This window comes from Bradyrhizobium sp. P5_C12, assembly GCF_054049735.1.
Map to the genome: position 1 here is coordinate 16553 of NZ_JBFULU010000024.1, position 17403 is coordinate 33955.

A 17403-nucleotide genomic window follows, 5' to 3' on the forward strand; every position below is an offset into this window, starting at 1 on the left:
GCGTGGCTGACATGTTGGTTGACTTGGCCCCGTCCTCCGCTGGCGGCTGCGCCGCGGGAGCCGGTGCTCGCCAAGGCGGCCGCGCAGCGCATCAGCTTCAGCGGCCCGCAGGCGCGCGCGCTCTGGCAGCCGCGCCTGGAACGTCTCAGGCATGCGGCGATCGCGATCGAACTGGAGATGGTGCGCCGCGAGCGGATTCCGGCCACGCTGGTATGGACCGGCTATGATGGCGTCGATGCCTTGACGGAGAGAGCACGCGCGAGCGGCCTCGAAGCGAAGCCGATCAAGGCCGCGCTCGGATATGCCGCCGACTGGCCCGCCGAGGCGTCGGTCGACGAACCGAAGCGGCTGCTCGACTACGCGTTCCTGATCGGCAAGCCGCCGCTCGATGCCTCGATCGCGGAGCCGGCGGCGGATGGCCTGGAGCAGGCGGCAATGCGGTTTGGCTATCCGCCGTGCTGCGCAAAATCCTGGGCGGACCATCTCCAGCGCGGCGGCAGCGATCCGTTGGCCAGCATGCTCGCGCGCGACGGCATGGCGGCCATGCATGCCCATGCCGCGCTCGCGGTTCTGGGGCTTGGGCCGGTGAGGCACGCGCCTTGTTCCGCTGATTGCTCCGCCACTCACGATCATTCGCGCCAATACATCGACGTCGGCCGCGCCTTGGGATTCGCCGAGGAGATGGGCTGGCTCGAAGCGATGGCGGATTGGGCGGTCAACGCTTCGCTGGTCAACGGTGTTGCCGAAATCACGACGGGCGCATTTCGCTGCACGTGGCTGTCTCACGAGAGCGGACCGCCGCATCGAGAGCCTGGTCGCGGCGCCGCGCGCCCGGCGAAACCGGAGGCCGCAACGGTCAAGCCCGCGGATGGCGCCGCCATCCTCGCGGAGATCGGCACGGGATTTGAAGCGGCGGGGTTCGAAAGTCCGTTCGCGATGCGCTCGCGCTTCAGCACCGTCGTCTGGGAGCAGACCGGCACGCTCCGCCGCGCGGGATCGGCCGTGCACGTCGGATGCGGCGATGGCTTGCTGCTGGAGCTGATCGCGCAGACCAGGCCAAGGATGAGACTCTACGGCACCGAGGAAGATGCCGCGGCAGCGGAGGCCGCGCGCCGACGTCTGGATTCGTCATTGCCGGTGCTCGGAGGGACCAGCATCGAGGCGCTTGCTGCCCTGTTGCGTCTCGCGCCTGATGGCGTCGACCTTGCTTTCATCGATCCGGAACGGCTTGCGGCCAGCGGTCGCGAGGCGCTGGCCGTCGTCCGTGCGGTCGCGCGAACGGTGATCGTGATCGGCACCGACCGCTCGCTGCGCCGGTTCAAGGACATCGACACGCTTGCCGCGACGATGGGGCGTGCCTTGCTGCCCGGGCGGGTCGGGCGGGTCTCCGCGGCCCTCTCGCCGACGAATGATTGCCGACACTGACCCGTTCGAAGGAGATCGCCATGGATGCGACGTCGATTGACTGGGAACGCACGGCCCGGCCGCAGGCCGATGGGTACGACACCGCCGTCGCCCTCGGATTGATCGAAACCGAGCCGACGCCCTGGCGGCCGCTGCCTCCCCGGCGGCCTTCGACGAACGGTGCGCCGACCATTGCGGAGGGCAGGGTTGCCTTGCGCACCGAGGATCCATTGCTGCCCGGGCCGCGGTTCGTCCCCGATGCGCAAGCCGTCGCGGCAATGGAGCAGGCGCTTGGCTACGTCCGCCGCTGGCCGCTCGCTGCAAGACAGTGGCCGGACATCGTGCACACCATCCAGTGCTATCACGACACCGAACAGCCGACCGACGGACCCGGCCGTCTCGGCTCGGCCAGCCACTCGGTCGACGCGCGCTTTGGCGTCATCGGCCTCACGGTCAATTGCCCGCTCGCGACCGCGCAGGCGATCGTTCATGAAATGGCCCATCACAAGCTGAGGGCGTTTGGCGTCGCCAACGAGAATGCGATCCGGATCATCAGCAATCCGCAAGACGAGCTCTATCCCAGTCCGATCGTGGTCGACCGGCCGCGTCCGATGACGGCCGTCCTGCATGCGCAATATTCGTTCATCCACGTCACCCAGCTCGACGTGCATATGCTCGAGCAGGAAGACGATCCGCAGGTCCGCAGCGACATCCGCGCGCTGCTGGCGCGCAATGCCTCGCGGATGGAGACGGGATTCGAGACATTGAGGCAGCACGCACGCACCGATGCGCCGGGCCGTGAATTCCTGGGTGCATTCTTCGCGTGGTGCAGCGATGTCCTGGCGAGCAGCCGCAAGCTGCTTGCGAGCGAGCGCGGCTGACGGCGCTGGGTCGCGCCCGTCGTCCGGCCGTCAGGCGCCGATTCCTGCCCAAGCGGCCGCTTACCCCTCCCTGAACGCCAATTCACGGCTCGGGACGACGATCCGGCTGTAAACGCCGGTTCCAGGCCTCGATCACTGCTGCGTTGCGGCGACAGTTTGTCCCTTTTGCTGGGGTGCAAGACGAAGATGCTCTGCTACACTGCGGCGAAGCCAAAGGAGTTCCATGAACGTGCCGAGCCCCTGTAACGTGCTGATGCTCTATCCGCTTTTCACTGCGGAGTCCTTCTGGAGCTTTGGCGAATCCTGCGAACTGATGGGCGTGAAGCGCCCCGCTGCCCCCCTTGGGCTGATCACCGTTGCCGCGATGCTGCCCAAGAGCTGGACGGTACGGCTGATCGACTGCAATACGGCGCCGCTCGGGGACGAGGATCTCGCCTGGGCCGACGTGGTCTTCACCGGCGGAATGATGCCGCAGCAGGCCGACACGCTGCGCCTGATCGAACTGTGCCGCGCGGCGGGCAAGCCGGTGGTGGTCGGCGGTCCCGATCCGACGTCCAGCCCGCACGTCTACGAAAGCGCCGACTTCCGGGTGCTCGGCGAGGCCGAAAGCGTCATCGACGAATTCATCGCGGCCTGGGACAGCGGCGCACGCTCCGGCACCTTCAGCGCGCCGAAATTCCAGGCCGATGTCACCACGACGCCGGTGCCGCGTTTCGACCTGCTGAAGTTCGAGGACTATCTCTATCTCGGTGTGCAGTATTCGCGCGGCTGTCCGTTCACCTGCGAGTTCTGCGACATCATCGAGCTCTACGGACGCGTGCCGCGGACCAAGACCAACGCGCAGATGCTGGTCGAGCTCGACAGGCTCTACGCCATGGGCTACCGCGGCCATCTCGACTTCGTCGACGATAATTTCATCGGCAACAAGAAGTCGCTCAGGCTGTTTCTTCCCCAGCTGGCCGAATGGCAGCGCGCCCACGGCTATCCCTTCGAATTGTCGACCGAGGCATCGGTCAATCTGGCCGACGATCCCGAGCTCCTGGACCTGATGGGGGCGGCCAATTTCTTCGCCATCTTCGTCGGCATCGAAAGTCCGGATCCGGCGACGCTGGTCGCGATGCGGAAGAAGCAGAACACGCGGCGCAACATCGCCGAGAGCATCCACAAGATCTACGCCGCCGGCATGCTCGTCACCGCTGGCTTCATCGTGGGCTTCGACAACGAGAAGCTGTCGATGGCGGATGCCATGGTCGACTTCATCGAGGAAGCCGCCATTCCGGTCGCCATGGTCGGCCTGCTCTATGCCTTGCCGAACACGCAGCTGACGCGCCGCCTCGCCAAGGAAGGCCGGCTGCATCCGGACCACGATCTGGCACCGAGCAGCGGCGACCAGTGCATGGGCGGAATCAACTTCGATCCGGTGCGCCCGTTGCGCGACATTTTGACGGACTACAGGACGGTGCTGGAGCGCGTCTACAGCCCGGCGGCCTATGCGAACCGCGTCGATCGCTTGATGACGCTGCTCGACCGGTCCAGGCAACGCCACGAATTGGTCGAGGGCGACATCCGCGCCAGGATCGGGGCAATGGAGACCGTGCACCGGGTGGTCACCGCCCTTCCCGAGGCGCGCGGACCGCTCTGGCAAACGTTCATGAACTGCGCCAAGCGCGATACGTCATCGGCGCGGATCGCGGTGCAGATGATCGCGGCCTACGCGCATCTCGGACCGTTCTCGCGCAAGGTCATCGATGCCATCGATGCGCGTTTGGCCGGTCTGGACGATCAAACGGTGATCCCGGCGGTGACTGCCGATGCGGCAGCCGCCCGGCACCTGGCTTGATCGGACGGGCCTACTTCACCGCCAGCCGCAAAAAGCTCATCAGGCTGCCGACCGCGGCAAAGCCCGCGCCGAGCGACAGCGCCACGGTGGCGCCGTTGTGACCCGCGAGTGAGAAGCAGGCCGCAGCAAGCGCCGCGCCCGTAGTCTGCCCCGTCAGGCGTGCGGTCGCGACGATGCCCGAGGCGCTGCCGCTGCGGTGCGGCGGCGCACTTCCCATCACCGCCTTCATGTTCGGCGCCTGGAAAAAGCCAAAACCCATGCCGCAGATCGCCATCCGCCAGATGATGTCGGGAATGCCGGGATTGTTCGGAAGCAGGGCCAGCAGCGCCATGCCTATGCCGAGCAGCACGAGCCCGATGCCGCCCAAAAGGCCGACCGCGTGGCGGTCGGACAGGCGGCCCGCGATCGGCGCCATGATCCCGACCACCAGCGGCCACGGCGTCATGAAGAAGCCGGTCTCGACCTGGGAGCGGCCGAGCACATCCTCGAAATAGAACGGCAGCGCGACGAAGGCGAGGCCTTGCACGACAAAGGAGCAGACCGCGGTCGCCGCCGACAGCGCGAACATCGGCCGGCTGAACAGGTCGATCGGCAGCATCGGCGCGGGATGGTCGGCGTGACGGCGCGTCAGGATGAAGCCGAGCGCCAGCGCGGTGACCAGCTCGATGCCCACGACGACAGGCGACAGATTGTGCGCGGCGCTGCCGATACCGGTGATGAACAGGCCGAGACAGGCAGACGCCAGGATCGCGCCGAGAAAATCAAAACCGTGATCCGCCCGCGGCGTCTTCGGCAGCATCGCAAAGCCGATGCCGATTGCGACGAGGCCGAAGGGAATGTTGACCGCGAACAACCAGGGCCATGGGCCGACGGCCAGGATGGCGGAGGCGATCGACGGCCCGATGGTGAAGGCGGTCGCGACCACGAGCGCGTTGTGGCCGAAGCCGCGGCCCTGCATCCGGCCGGGATAGACGAAGCGCACCAGCGCGGTGTTGACGCTCATGATGCCGCTCGCGCCCAATCCTTGCAGCGTTCGCGCGACGAGCAGGCTGTCCAGCGACCAGGCGACCGCGCAGAGCAGCGAGGCGACGGTGAACAGGACCAGGCCGCCGAGATAGATGCGCTGGTGGCCGACGATCTCGCCAAGCGCGCCGAGCGGCAGCAGCGTCGCCACCAGCGCGATCTGATAGACATTGACGACCCAGACCGACTGCTCCGGGCTGACATGCAGATCGGCGGCAATGGCGGGCAGCGCGATGTTGGCGATCGCAGTGTCGAGCGAAGCCATCGCCAGCGCGGTGAAGATCGCGGCGATCGCCCAGCGCCGCCGTTCGGCGGGCAGGCCATCGGCAACGGCATGATCGGGCTCGCGCGCAGCGGCAGGTAACGTGATTGTCATTGCCTGCGCGTTCTCCGACAGCGGGGCTCAAATGGTCTTTCCCGCATGTACTACGGGCAGGGCGGCTTCCACAGGCATACGCTTGCATGCTGTGTATGCGCCAAGGTCAGGCGATGACGCTGCGCCCTGGCGTATGATCGCCCCGGCAGCCGCAATGTCAGGGGATCATCATGCATATCGTCGTTCTGCCCGGGGATGGCATCGGACCCGAGATCACGGCCGCGGCATCGGGCGTGCTGCGCGCGGCCTCCGAGCGCTTCCAGCTCAATCTGCGGCTGGAGGAGCATGCCGTCGGACATGCGAGCCTGAAACAGTTCGGCACCACGGTGCGGCCCGAACTGCTCGATATGGTGCGCGCGGCCGACGGCCTCGTCCTGGGGCCGACCGCGACCTTCGACTTCAAGGACGAGGCGCATGGCGAGATCAATCCGTCGCGCCATTTCCGCAAATCCCTCGACCTCTACGCCAATGTCAGGCCCGCGCGCACCTATGCAGGGCGGCCCGGCCGGCTCGGCGACTTCGATCTCGTCGTGGTGCGCGAGAACACGGAGGGATTCTACGCCGACCGCAACATGGAGCAGGGCAATGGCGAGATGCTGGTCACGCCTGATGTCGTGATCTCGCTGCGCCGGATCACGCGCCTGTGCTGCGAGCGCATTGCGCATGCCGCCTGCCGGCTGGCGATGAAGCGGCGCAAGCATCTCACCATCGTGCACAAGGCCAATGTGCTCAAGATCGGCGACGGCATGTTTCTGGACATCTGCCGTGAGGCAGCGAGGGGTTATCCCGGCCTCGAAGTCGACGACATCCTGGTCGATGCGATGATGGCGCATGTGGTGCGCAACCCCGATCGCTTCGACGTCATCGTCGCCACCAACATGTTCGGCGACATCCTGTCCGACCTCACCGCCGAGCTGTCGGGCAGCCTTGGCCTCGGCGGCTCGCTCAATGTCGGCGACCGCTACGCGATGGCGCAGGCCGCGCACGGCTCGGCGCCGGACATCGCAGGCCAGGACGTTGCCAACCCGGTGTCGCTGATCCTGTCGACGGCCCTGCTGCTCGGCTGGCACGGCGAGCGGAGCGGCGCCGTCCGCTATGAGGAGGCCGCGCGTGCGATCGAGGCGGCGGTGGCGAAGGCGATCGGCGAGGGCAGGGCGACGCGCGACGTCGGCGGCAAGCTCGGCACGATCGCGGCGGGGGCTGCGATTGCGGAGATAGTGCAGGGGGAGTGAGCGGCTCTCTTCGCCTCTCCCCGCTTGCGGGGAGAGGCCGGAATTCGCGCGAAGCGCGGATTCCGGGTGAGGGGGAGTCTCCGCGAGTCCAGCTCTCACCTCTTATGCGGAGCCAGCCCCTCACCCCAACCCTCTCAGCGCGAGCGCAGCTCGTCGCGGCCCCGTAAGAACGGGGAGAGGGAGCGCACCGCCGCGGCGGCGGCAGGTTCGTTCTCGGCGCTCAGAACATGGCCATCAATCCCGCGCTCAAAACAAAAAATCGACAAACAACCCCATGCACAGTAGAAGGCCCTTTGATCGATAAGGGATTTTCGAGCCGCGTCGCGACGACATTCGCTGCCGCGACGACGTTGACCCGTCGGGCAAAACACCGGCAGGATGTTATCGTGGCAGGGATCGGGGATTGTCCATGCATCTCGTCGCTCGGACAGCCTTCATTCTGCGATGCGCCTGACTGCTTATCACACCACATGCTGAGAGGGGCTCGTTCAGGCGTCAGCGGGTGACCGGGCCGCGCAATTTGAAGGAGCTTCGATTCAAGCGCTCAGCCGTACTCACTGTGACATTCGGAACGGCGATAGCAGGGTGGGCGGCTGCCCGTAATTGAGGAGTGCCGCAGCACGACCGAGAGCAGCCAGTCGCACCTCAGGCTCGGACGGATATGAACCAAGCCGGTATGAACCAAGCCGGCCGCCACGACGTTGTTCCTGGGAAAACGTGGTATCCTAGGAGCCAGGATGCGCCTTGATCTGCGGTTGGCAGCAGCAATGTCTTCGCCCGAGAGTACAAGCAAGACCAGTGACGCGGCCCGCCGAGAGCGGAGAAGGAGCAATTCCTTACTGTTGGTCCTCGCCGTTGGATTTCTTGTTTTTGGCGGCGCAGCGGGCGCGCTCTACTATGCGTTGCGGCCGGACATTCTCCGGATCGCCGTTGGACCACCGGGCAGCGACGATTACAAAGTAATTCAGGCAATGGCCGATGCCTTCGGCAGTGAAAGCCGAACTATCAAGCTGTCTCCGATCAAAACGGACGGGGCGGTGGAGTCTCTCGCCCTGCTTGGGGCTCGCAAGGCCGACCTTGCCGTTGGCCGCGGCGACCTGGAAATGCCCGCCGAGGCGCAGACCGTCGCTGTCGTACGTAAAAACTTCGTCGTGCTGTGGTCGCCGTCCGGACCTGCGGGCAAGAGCTCCAAAAGAAAGCACTCGCCGAAAATCAAAGAGGTCGCCGATCTCGCGGGGCGCCGTGTCGGCGTGATCGGGCGGACCCCGGCGAACGCCGCGTTGCTGCAGGTCATCTTGAGCGCCTCCGGAGTGGCAGCCGACAAGGTCGCGGTGACGCACTTTAGCACGGACCACATCGAGGAACTGGCGCGCGATCCGACCCTCGATGCATTCATGGCGGTCGGTCCACTCGATAGCAAGATCACGTCGGATGCCATCGCCGCAACGGCGCGGGCACGAGGCGAGCCGAAGTTTCTCGCCGTCGAGACGTCAGACGCGATCGCCTTGAAGCACCCCCGGTATGAATCCGAGGAAATTCCGCCCAGCGTCTTCAATGCGGATCCAGCTTGGCCGGAGGACAAGGTCGAGACAGTCAGCGTCAGCCACCTCATCGTGGCGAGAAAGACCTTATCCGAAACGACGGTGGCCGCCTTCTTCCGGCAGCTGTTTGCCGTTCGTCAGGCGATTGCGCGGCAGGTACCAGGTGCTGCACACATCACCAAGCCGGACCTCGAGAAGGACACCGATCTGCCGGTACATCGGGGAGCGGCGGCCGTCATCGACGGCAACGAACGTACCTTCCTCGACAGGTACGGCGATTATTTCTGGTTCGGGCTCCTGCTTCTCTCCGGGATCGGTTCGGCAGGCGCCTGGTTGCGCCGCTATTTGAATCGAGACGAAAGAGAGGAAAACACCAGCCATCGCAAGAGAATCCTGGCCATGGTTTCCAGCGCGCGGTCCGCGGAATCCAACCAGGAACTGCTGGCCCTGCAGGGCGAGGCCGACGCCATCATCGGTGAAACGCTCGAGTGCTACGATGACGGCGCTATCGAGGAAGAGGAACTCGCGGCATTTGGCCTGGTGCTCGACCTGTTGAGCAATGCCATCGCGGAGCGGCGAGCCGCGTTGCAACGTCCCTCCCTGGAAAGCGTCCGAGGCGCGGCAACAGGCCATAGCGCTACGCCGCGAGGATGAGGCGGCCATGTAGAGGCGGACCTCCGAACCCGGCGAAGTTTTCCGGGGCACACATCCACCGACCGATTGCGATTACCACCATCGCCGCCTTGCCGTGATCACTCAGTCCAGTGCCGTAGGATGGCACAGCACTTGCGAAACCCATTACGTGTCACGTTGGATGCTGTCGATGGGTCTCGCTGCGCACTACCCACCCTCCGGGCGACGGGCGGCACTCCGACGGCCCACATTGAGGCAGATCAATACTCGCCTCGCAGGCCCGCAGACCTTTCCATCAGCRCATCCATGGAAAGGGCGGCCGTCATGCAAACCCTGCTCAGGGAAATCAAAAATACCCCCTTGCTCTGGATGCTGGTCTTCGTGCCCATCGTGCTGGTGGCCGATGTGGCTGCCCCGCATTCCCACACGCTGCTCTTCGTGTTGGCGGTGCTTGCCATCGTGCCGCTGGCGGCCCTGCTCAGCCACGCCACCGAAGCGGTCGCTGCCAAGACCGGCGATGCCGTGGGCGGACTGCTCAATGCAACGCTCGGCAATCTGACGGAGCTGATCATCGCCATCACGGCACTGCGTGCAGGCCAGTACATGCTGGTGAAGGCCTCAATTGCGGGCGCGATCGTCACCAACGCGGTGTTCATGCTAGGGGCCTGCCTGCTGATCGGCGGCATGCGCTACCACGTGCAGGAGTACAACCGCGCCGGCGCGCGGCTTTCTTCCGGCTTGTTGCTGATGGCAACCGTTGCCCTGCTTGCGCCTTCGGCGGTCGCCGATCTCGAGCACCTGCCGCAGGGCGGGGGCATCTTGAACAAGCTCAGCGTCGGCATTTCAGTCCTGCTCATCATCGCTTACGCACTCGGCCTGTTGTTCTCGCTCGGGACGCACAAGGAATTGTTCGCAAGCGCCGATCATGGCGACGACAAGGAGGCGCACTGGCCAATCGGCATCGCCGTCGGCACGCTGCTGGTCGTCACCGTGCTGGTCGCGCTGGTGAGTGAGATCTTCGTGGAATCGGTGCAGAAGGCGGCGGAAACGTTCGGGATGAGCCCGGCCTTCGTCGGCTTCATTGTCGTCTCGCTGGTCGGCGCCGCCGCCGAATTTGCGGTTGCCTTTGCCGCGGCACGCAAGGACCGGCTCGACATGGCCGTCAGCATCGCGCTCGGCAGCGCCTCCCAGATCGCGCTGTTCGTAGCCCCCGCGCTTGTGCTGCTCAGCTACGTCGTCGGACCCACGCCGATGAACCTGCAATTCTGGCCGGGCGCCGTCACCATGGTGATGATTGCAACGGTCACGTCGGCCTTCGTCACCGCGAGTGGACGCTCGGCATGGTTCGTCGGTGCCCTGATGATCTTTATCTACGCCGTGTTTGCGCTGACCTTGTATGTCGTTCCGCCGGCGGGCGAGGGGTGAGGTGCTGCTGCCCGTCGGCACGAGGGTGAACCAGAGCAGCTGTTCTGCTGCCAGCAACAGCCGCAGTTGACCCGCGTGACTACGGTATCGGAAGATTGTATGCTTGTCGCATGGGACTACTGATCTTCAGCACCACCGTCACCTTAGACGGCTGTGTCGACCACCAAGAAGGAATCGCCGACAACGAGACACACGCCTTCTTCACTCGCCTCATGGACGAGAGCGGGGCGATGTTGTGGGGCCGCGTCACCTACGAGATGATGGAGAGCTACTGGCCAGCGGTCGCCCGCGGCGAAGCGGATGTACCGCCGCCGATGCGCGAGTGGGCGGTTAAGCTGGATGCCAAGCCGAAGTACGTGGTGTCGTCAACGCGAAACGACTTCCCGTGGAACAATAGCCACCACATCGCCGGTGATCTGCGAACAGGCGTGCAGAATCTCAAGGGTGCGACCCCGGCGGGCGTGCTCCTCGGTAGCGGCAAGCTCGCGGTTGAGCTGGATCGGATGGATTTGATCGACGAGTACAAGTTCCTCGTTCACCACCAGGATCGTCGGCCACGGCCCCACTCTATACGAGAGCGGCTTGCCGAGCGCGCGACAGCTCGAATTGGTTTCGGCGAAGCCGCTCGGCAACGGCCTATGCACTACCGACGCTCTTTGACGAAAGTCGCAAGGCAGGAATAGCTCATAGCCGGATTTTCACAACCGTGGGCGAGGTTTTCTGCGGCAACAAAATTAACGAGTATGCGACCTAGCTCGTCCGGGAAATGGCGGCCCGCGGCAAGCCATCCTCCGGAACGGCGAATGCGTTTTCGCTAATAGGCCCAGTAGCTGCCGGAGGGCAGGCAATTGTCGTCGCCATAGCCGCCGCCATAACCGTAATAGGACGCGGGCGGGTAGCTGTAGCCGTAGGCGGGATAACCGCTATAGTAGCCGCCATAGCTGCCATAATAGGCGCTCCGCGCAATCGCGCCGCCGACGACGGCGCCGGCGACGCCATAGCCGAGTCCGCGATAACCGTAGCCGCGATAGCCCCAGCCGCCGCGATAGCCCCACCCGACGCCGCGATAGCCATAGCCGCCACGCCAGCCGCCGACCCATCGCACTTCAGTGGTGTTCTGATCGACCATCGATCTCATCGTCGCCAGATGCGTCGGGATCGGCCCGGCCTGGACGCCCATAGCGGGCAGCAGGGCGCCGGCTCCGGCGAGAACGAGGGTGCGCAGGGAATTCGAGGAGGGCATGATCGATCATCTCCTTGGCTGGCGGGCGGCGCTTTCTGCGCGGCCATCGACGGCCTATTCCGGGATGGCGTTGCCGCGGCGGGCTTGATCTAGATCAAGCATCCGTGTCGCGCATCGCCGTGCCGTCGRGAGACGCTGCCCGATGCTCTAAGCCTGCAAGCGGGGAACGAGACGTATCGCGTTCTCATGGCCGATCGCATCGAGATCCCCTGTCGAGAGACCAAGCTTCTGCAACTGCGCGAACTGGCCAAGGCCGAAATACGGATAGTCGCTGCCGTAGGTGATCTGGGAGACGGGGACGAGCTTGAGCAGCGCGGCCATGGACGGCGCGAAAGTCGCATTCGCGGTGTCGTAGTGAAGCCGGCGCAGCTCGCCTTCGATCCCCTCCGGCGCAAACTCCTTGAGGTCGGGCCGCGCTCCGTAGAACGAATTGATGCGCCCGGCCATCATCGGTATCGTGCCGCCGGCGTGCGAGAACAGCCATTTGATGTCGCGGTGGCGGGCAAATGCGCCGCTGAGCAGAAGGCTCGTCACCGTACGTGTGGTGTCGTGCGGGACTTCGATCACCGCCGGAAACGTGCCGACGCTGAGCGCGCTGCAGCAGCTCGCGACCAGCGGATGCACATAAACGACCGCCTTGCGACGGTTCAGCTCCTCGAACACCGGCCTGTAGGCGGCATTGCCGAGCCATTTGTCGCCGTAGCTGCTTTGCAGCCCGATGCCGTCCGCCTTCAGCGTATCAAACGCATATTCGATCTCCTTGAGCGTGGCGTCGATGTCCAGCATCGACAAGGTCGCGAACAGGCCGAAACGGCCCGGATGGTCGCGCATCATCTCCGCTGCATACTCGTTGCAGGCGCGCGCGAGCCGGCCGGCTTCCACCGGGCCGAGGTCGAACCACACGCCAGGAGTAGAGGCGACCGACAGGATGCCTGTACGTATGCCATTGCGGTCCATGTCCTCGACGAGCTTCCCGCGAGTCCAGGCCACCTGACCGGGAAAGTGCGGCTGCTTGCGTGCGTCTTCGTAGCCAAGCCACAGCTTTTGATATTCGGGCGGATAGAAATGAAGGTGGGTATCGATCAGGACCGGCTTGGTCTGGCCGTGCACCGCAACGGCGGGGATGGCCGAGGCGAGGCCAAGTGCACCAGCTCCCGCGAGGAAGCTGCGGCGCGACGAAGGCGGGCCGTAACAGGCAGGGCAGGGGCGATGCCCTCCAGATTTTTGATCCCATTTGTTCATGTTGCGCGTCTCCCGTGACGAACTGGCAAAGCCAAGGCCTGTGGTGTTTCTATCGGCAGAACGTTTCGTTCCTCCGCTGTCCGTGGTGCGGCTGCAGCGTGGGCGGTGATTGTTGGGGATCGGAATACGCCGATTTTTCGTCGCCGAACGATGCCTTGTGTTACGCCTGCACATCGCTGCCGCAACTTTGTGTGAACGCACCCCAATTGTCCCGCGAGAGGCTTCGTGCTGTCGCGATGTTGACCCGTCGGGCAAAACACTGGCAAAATGCGATGGTGGCGGAGATCGCGGCTTGAGTGCATCTGCGGTAACTGCGAGCACTTCCAGTGAGTTGACCAATGAAGCCTGAGAGGGATGGCATCAACCTCGCGGCCAAGCCAACCGGAACGGGGTGCGTGGAATGCTCGGCTGCGGACGGGTGGTGGTTTCATCTTCGCAGATGTGTCGAATGCGGTCACATCGGCTGCTGTGATGCGTCACCAAATCAGCATGCAACGAAACACAACGCGGCGACAGGTCACCCGATCATCACGAGCTTCGAGCCGGGCGAACGATGGTTTTACGACTATCGCACAGGAGAGGCTTTCGCCGGCCCGAAGCTTCAAGGCCCTCACTCGCATCCGTTGGATCAGCCGGTGCCCGGTCCGGCCGGCGCGGTGCCTCCCGACTGGCAAACGCTGCTCCACGAATAGGCGTGGGTAGAGCACTTGCGAAACCCATCACGCTTCACAGCGGATGCTGTCGATGGGTTTCGTTTCGCTCTACCCATCCTACGGACTATAAATTCCGGCGCAGGAAGTCGCCAATTTCAGCCTCGATCCGCCGATGGACCGCCGCACGGTCGACCCAGGGAGCATCCTTGCAGGCCGCAGGCGCGTCGGCTTGCAGTGCGGGAGAGCATGGACCGAAAAATATGAAATGACCGCCCGGCACCAACTCCTGTCGCGGCGGATGGGGCAATGCCGCCGCGAGAGCGAAGATATTGCCATCAGCCTTGAGATCGCTGCCTTCCGCACGATAGAGCAGCGTCGGCATGCCGACCGGCGTCAATCCGTCTCGATCGAACAAGGCGCCGAATGGCTCCAATAGTATGAGGGCGTTCACGGCGAGCGCATCTGGCGATCTATTGCCGGCCGCATTGGCCAAGGAGCCATCGGTCGGCACGCCGTCGCAAGCCATCGGATCATCGCTACGGTCTCGGCAATAAGCCGCCAGGTGAGCCAGGCTGGGAGTCGCCCCCGCGACGATCAGCGTGACGGCTCCGCCGTAGGAAAATCCCATCATACCAAGACGGTTAGGATCGGTATGCATCGCGAAGCGTGGATCGGCCAACATTGCGGTGAGCGCCTTGTGAATCTGGCGTGGTCGATCTTCGAGAGCTTCGCGAGGACGCTTAGACCCGGGATGAAACGGCGCGACCACGACAAAACCCTCGCGCGCCAAGGAGGTGAGAAGAGCGGCATAGGGGAGCGAGCTACCTCCTGCTTTGATCGTTCCCCCTCCGCCATGTGAGAAAAGAACAACAGGAAAGCGCGCCCCAGGGGCGATCGGCGCATCGCGGCTTGCGTCAATTGTGAATAGACCATCCTGAAAGGGAATTTCGGCCGCGTCTGTTGGATACACAATCAATGTGTCGAACGGGACAACATCCTGCACTGTGATGCGCGTGACGCCAGCGCGAAATCGCTGTGGATCTGCTTGTGCAGATGTGCCCGCGACCAGCAATGCGAGCGCGAGAAGCAAGGCACGTATGTACACCACAACGCAGCTCGGTATCCGATCGAAGTCTAGCGATCGGAATTCTGCACTGGCCCATGCCATCCTATCTTCACCCCGCGCGCGTCACCGACAAAATTTAGCTTGTCCGCAGACTCAAGTCTACGCTCGCCCCAAAGGGCGTCACCGCATGTGACGTTGGATGCCGTCGATGGGTTTCGCTGCGCTCTACCCATCCTACGGGCTTATGAGTCCGCGTGACTAGTGCCGTCCGGCTTCGGCTTCTTGTTCCAACTGCAAGATGCGCGCCCGTAGCGCGTCGAACGTCTCTTCGGCGGCCTCGCTGAACAGCGGATCCTCAGGATTGGTCATGGCCGAAGCGATCTCCGTCCAATCTTCAGGCTCGAGAGCCTTCAGGGCGGCGGGAAAGAAATCGCGATCTTCCTTCATGATGTGGCGCCGCTCGTGCTCTATGAAATCGCGAACGATGGCATGCACATCCTGCCGAAGCAGTTCGCGATCCRCGAGAACATCGTCGACCGCATGAGCGACGCGGCGCAAAAGTTCGGCCCCCTTCTGGTGTTCGCGAGCGAGATCACCGACCTTCGCAGCCGCACCGGGATCGCGAATTGTTAGCTTGTCGAAGACCAGGTCTTCCTGAGGATGGTGGTAAACCTCCGGGTAAAGTTCGAAGTAGCTGATAACCGCGCCGATAACCTCATAGTCGGGGCGGTCGCCCCGATCGAAAACCTGAAGTTCCCGCTCAAGGATGGCGAGCAGTTTCTCGATATTGYGGTGCTCTTGGCTTAAGCGCTCAATGATCATTGCTGCGATCCACAAGGCGACCGATTGAGAAGCTTCGAAAGCCTAGCCCCAAGTCGCCTCAGCTCTTTTGCGCTAAATCAAGTTCCGGACGTATGGTGCGCCATCCGCCTGTTCTATGTCGCCTATTTTGCAACCGCCGCGTCGCTTGCGAGAGCAGATCAGACACTGCCTGCTCTCGCGGCCTGATCGGCTTCAGCGACCCCGCCCTAGAACTGATACCGCCGCAGCCCCCCATCCACCGGGATCACCGTCCCCGTGATGTACCGCGCCACCGGCGAGGCCAGAAACACCGCGAGCGCCGCGAGGTCCTCCGGCTCGCCCCAATAGCCGACCGGAATCTCTTCTTCCGCGAACCGCTCGCGATAATCCGGCGGGTAGTTGCGGCGGATCTGTTCGCTCATGATGCGGCCGGGCGGGATGCAGTTGATGGTGATGCCGTGCTCGCCGATCTCGCGCGACAGGCCCTTGGCCCAGGCGTGCACGGCGGCCTTGGCCGCGAACGCGGCGTTGAGGCCTTCCGGCTCGGACTTGCCGGTGATGTTGACGATGCGGCCCCATTTGCGCGCGATCATCTGCGGCAGCAGCGCATGCGCGATGCGGCGATAGCTGGTGAAGTTCAGCGCGATCGCTTCGTCCCATTTGCTGTCGGGCGCATCGACGGGAAGGGGGCGGCTGCCGCCGGCATTGTTGATGAGGATGTCGACATGGCCGAGCTCGCTCACGGCGAAGGCCGCGATCTTCTCCGCCGCGTCCTTCGCCATCACGTCCTGCTCGAACGGTGTGATCAGCCCGCCGCCGACCTGCTGCACCAGCTCTGCGAGCAGGTCGGCCCGCCGCGCCACGCCCACGACGCGCACGCCTTCGGCAGCCAGGCCCTTGGCGATGGCGCGGCCGATGCCGATGCTCGCGCCGGTGACAACAGCGGTTTTCGATTTGAGCCCGAGGTCCATGGTCACACGCTCTCTTGTTTGCTTTTGCTTGTTGCTGTTCGTTTCCTGCCCGTCCCGCGGGCTTTGCGAATTGCCTGAGCGGGACGAGCAGTGGTAACCAAGAGGCGCAGCGAAGGAAACACGAAAAAGAAAAGGCTCACGAGATGGTCTGGGATCCGCAGCAATATCTGAAATTCTCCGGCCACCGGCTCCGGCCCGCAGTCGACCTCTTGATGCGGATTCCGGATTTTGCTCCGCGCCAGATCGCCGATCTCGGGGCCGGCGCCGGCAACGTGACAAAACTGATCAAGGAGCGCTGGCCGGATGCGACCGTGACCGGCGTCGAAGGTTCGGCCGAGATGGTCGCCGCGGGCCGCAAGGCCGCGCCGGACGTGGTCTGGTCACATGAAGATCTCGGCGCCTGGCGGCCCGCCAAGCCATACGACTTGATCTATTCCAATGCCGCACTGCACTGGCTGCCCAATCATGCGGCACTGTTTCCCTCGGTGATGGAGAAGGTCGTGCCCGGCGGCATGCTCGCGGTGCAGATGCCGCGCAACTTTCTGGCCCCCTCGCATGTGCTGATCGGCGAGACCGCGCTGAACGGACCCTGGCGGTCCAAGGTCGAGCATCTCGTCACCCCGCCGCCGGTCGAGGGGCCGGCCTTCTATCACGACTTGCTTGCGCCGCTGTCTGAGAACATCGACATCTGGGAGACCGAATATCTCCAGGTCCTCGAGGGCGAGAACCCCGTGAAAGAGTGGACCAAGGGCACCTGGCTGACGCGCTATCTCGACGTGTTGCAGGGCGACGAGAAGGCGGCCTTTGAGGCGGCCTATGGGATGCGGGTCGCGACAGCCTATCCGAAGAATGCAATGGGACAGACGCTGTTCCCGTTCCGGCGCCTCTTCGTGGTGGCCCAGCGCAAAGGTTAATGGCGCCGCCGCGATGCGGCATAAGCGCTCGCTTCGCGGGGCTGGAGCGGGTGCCGAGTTGCATATACACCAGCCGTCAAGATAGCTTGGCTGCGGCAAATTGGGCTTAGGTCTAGTTGTTCGGCTGGTGGATTGCTGCCACTACTGAAACCGTAAAA

Annotated in this window: 15 protein-coding genes; 9 read left to right on the top strand and 6 right to left on the bottom strand. The window is 64.1% G+C overall.

Going from position 1 to position 17403, the window contains the following annotated elements; translation table 11 throughout:
• Positions 1 to 18 precede the first annotated feature (18 nt).
• From ACXJMY_RS21550 to ACXJMY_RS21560, 3 genes are all read left to right on the top strand, one after another.
• Positions 19 to 1425, top strand: a complete 1407-nt coding sequence (locus ACXJMY_RS21550; RefSeq protein WP_456621360.1) for a hypothetical protein — start codon at positions 19 to 21, stop codon at positions 1423 to 1425.
• 20 nt (positions 1426 to 1445) lie between these two features.
• Complete coding sequence (locus ACXJMY_RS21555) at positions 1446 to 2285, top strand: aKG-HExxH-type peptide beta-hydroxylase (protein WP_456621361.1); 840 nt, start codon at positions 1446 to 1448, stop codon at positions 2283 to 2285.
• A gap of 223 nt (positions 2286 to 2508) precedes the next feature.
• On the top strand, positions 2509 to 4125 hold the full coding sequence (locus tag ACXJMY_RS21560; RefSeq protein ID WP_456621362.1) for a B12-binding domain-containing radical SAM protein: 1617 nt from the start codon (positions 2509 to 2511) through the stop codon (positions 4123 to 4125).
• A gap of 10 nt (positions 4126 to 4135) precedes the next feature.
• On the opposite strand, the gene ACXJMY_RS21565 is transcribed toward ACXJMY_RS21560, so the two are convergent.
• Complete coding sequence (locus tag ACXJMY_RS21565; RefSeq protein WP_456621363.1) at positions 4136 to 5524, bottom strand: MFS transporter; 1389 nt, start codon at positions 5522 to 5524, stop codon at positions 4136 to 4138.
• Positions 5525 to 5694: 170 nt separating this feature from the next.
• Between ACXJMY_RS21565 and ACXJMY_RS21570 the strand changes: the two genes are divergently transcribed.
• The 4 genes from ACXJMY_RS21570 to ACXJMY_RS21585 all read left to right on the top strand — a co-directional run bounded on the left by ACXJMY_RS21570 (position 5695) and on the right by ACXJMY_RS21585 (position 11038).
• Positions 5695 to 6756, top strand: coding sequence for an isocitrate/isopropylmalate dehydrogenase family protein (locus ACXJMY_RS21570; protein WP_456621364.1), 1062 nt, complete (start codon positions 5695 to 5697; stop codon positions 6754 to 6756).
• Positions 6757 to 7523: 767 nt separating this feature from the next.
• The gene (locus ACXJMY_RS21575; RefSeq protein ID WP_456621437.1) at positions 7524 to 8951 is read left to right on the top strand and encodes a TAXI family TRAP transporter solute-binding subunit; all 1428 of its coding nucleotides are present in this window, start codon (positions 7524 to 7526) and stop codon (positions 8949 to 8951) included.
• A 303-nt stretch (positions 8952 to 9254) separates the two neighbouring features.
• On the top strand, positions 9255 to 10355 hold the full coding sequence (cax, locus tag ACXJMY_RS21580) for a calcium/proton exchanger (RefSeq protein WP_456621438.1): 1101 nt from the start codon (positions 9255 to 9257) through the stop codon (positions 10353 to 10355).
• 110 nt (positions 10356 to 10465) lie between these two features.
• Positions 10466 to 11038, top strand: coding sequence for a dihydrofolate reductase family protein (locus ACXJMY_RS21585; protein WP_456621365.1), 573 nt, complete (start codon positions 10466 to 10468; stop codon positions 11036 to 11038).
• Positions 11039 to 11169: 131 nt separating this feature from the next.
• Here ACXJMY_RS21585 and ACXJMY_RS21590 read toward each other — a convergent pair whose 3' ends face one another.
• Both ACXJMY_RS21590 and ACXJMY_RS21595 read right to left on the bottom strand, forming a co-directional pair.
• Positions 11170 to 11598, bottom strand: a complete 429-nt coding sequence (locus ACXJMY_RS21590; RefSeq protein ID WP_456621366.1) for a hypothetical protein — start codon at positions 11596 to 11598, stop codon at positions 11170 to 11172.
• Between the two features lie 147 nt (positions 11599 to 11745).
• On the bottom strand, positions 11746 to 13179 hold the full coding sequence (locus ACXJMY_RS21595; protein ID WP_456621367.1) for an amidohydrolase family protein: 1434 nt from the start codon (positions 13177 to 13179) through the stop codon (positions 11746 to 11748).
• Here ACXJMY_RS21595 and ACXJMY_RS21600 point away from each other — a divergent pair.
• Positions 13179 to 13532 carry a UBP-type zinc finger domain-containing protein gene (locus ACXJMY_RS21600; protein WP_456621368.1) on the top strand — a complete coding sequence of 118 codons (354 nt, stop codon included), beginning with the start codon at positions 13179 to 13181 and terminating at the stop codon, positions 13530 to 13532. The two genes, ACXJMY_RS21595 and ACXJMY_RS21600, sit on opposite strands and share 1 nt — an antisense overlap.
• Positions 13533 to 13617: 85 nt before the next feature.
• On the opposite strand, the gene ACXJMY_RS21605 is transcribed toward ACXJMY_RS21600, so the two are convergent.
• The 3 genes from ACXJMY_RS21605 to ACXJMY_RS21615 all read right to left on the bottom strand — a co-directional run bounded on the left by ACXJMY_RS21605 (position 13618) and on the right by ACXJMY_RS21615 (position 16331).
• Complete coding sequence (locus ACXJMY_RS21605; protein WP_456621369.1) at positions 13618 to 14661, bottom strand: alpha/beta hydrolase family protein; 1044 nt, start codon at positions 14659 to 14661, stop codon at positions 13618 to 13620.
• Between the two features lie 156 nt (positions 14662 to 14817).
• Complete coding sequence (locus ACXJMY_RS21610; protein ID WP_456621370.1) at positions 14818 to 15381, bottom strand: hemerythrin domain-containing protein; 564 nt, start codon at positions 15379 to 15381, stop codon at positions 14818 to 14820.
• A 206-nt stretch (positions 15382 to 15587) separates the two neighbouring features.
• A complete protein-coding gene (locus tag ACXJMY_RS21615) occupies positions 15588 to 16331 on the bottom strand; it encodes an SDR family NAD(P)-dependent oxidoreductase (protein WP_456621439.1) in 744 nt (247 codons plus the stop codon).
• 143 nt (positions 16332 to 16474) lie between these two features.
• Here ACXJMY_RS21615 and ACXJMY_RS21620 point away from each other — a divergent pair, with 143 nt between their 5' ends.
• A complete protein-coding gene (locus tag ACXJMY_RS21620; RefSeq protein ID WP_456621371.1) occupies positions 16475 to 17245 on the top strand; it encodes a methyltransferase domain-containing protein in 771 nt (256 codons plus the stop codon).
• Positions 17246 to 17403: the final 158 nt, after the last annotated feature.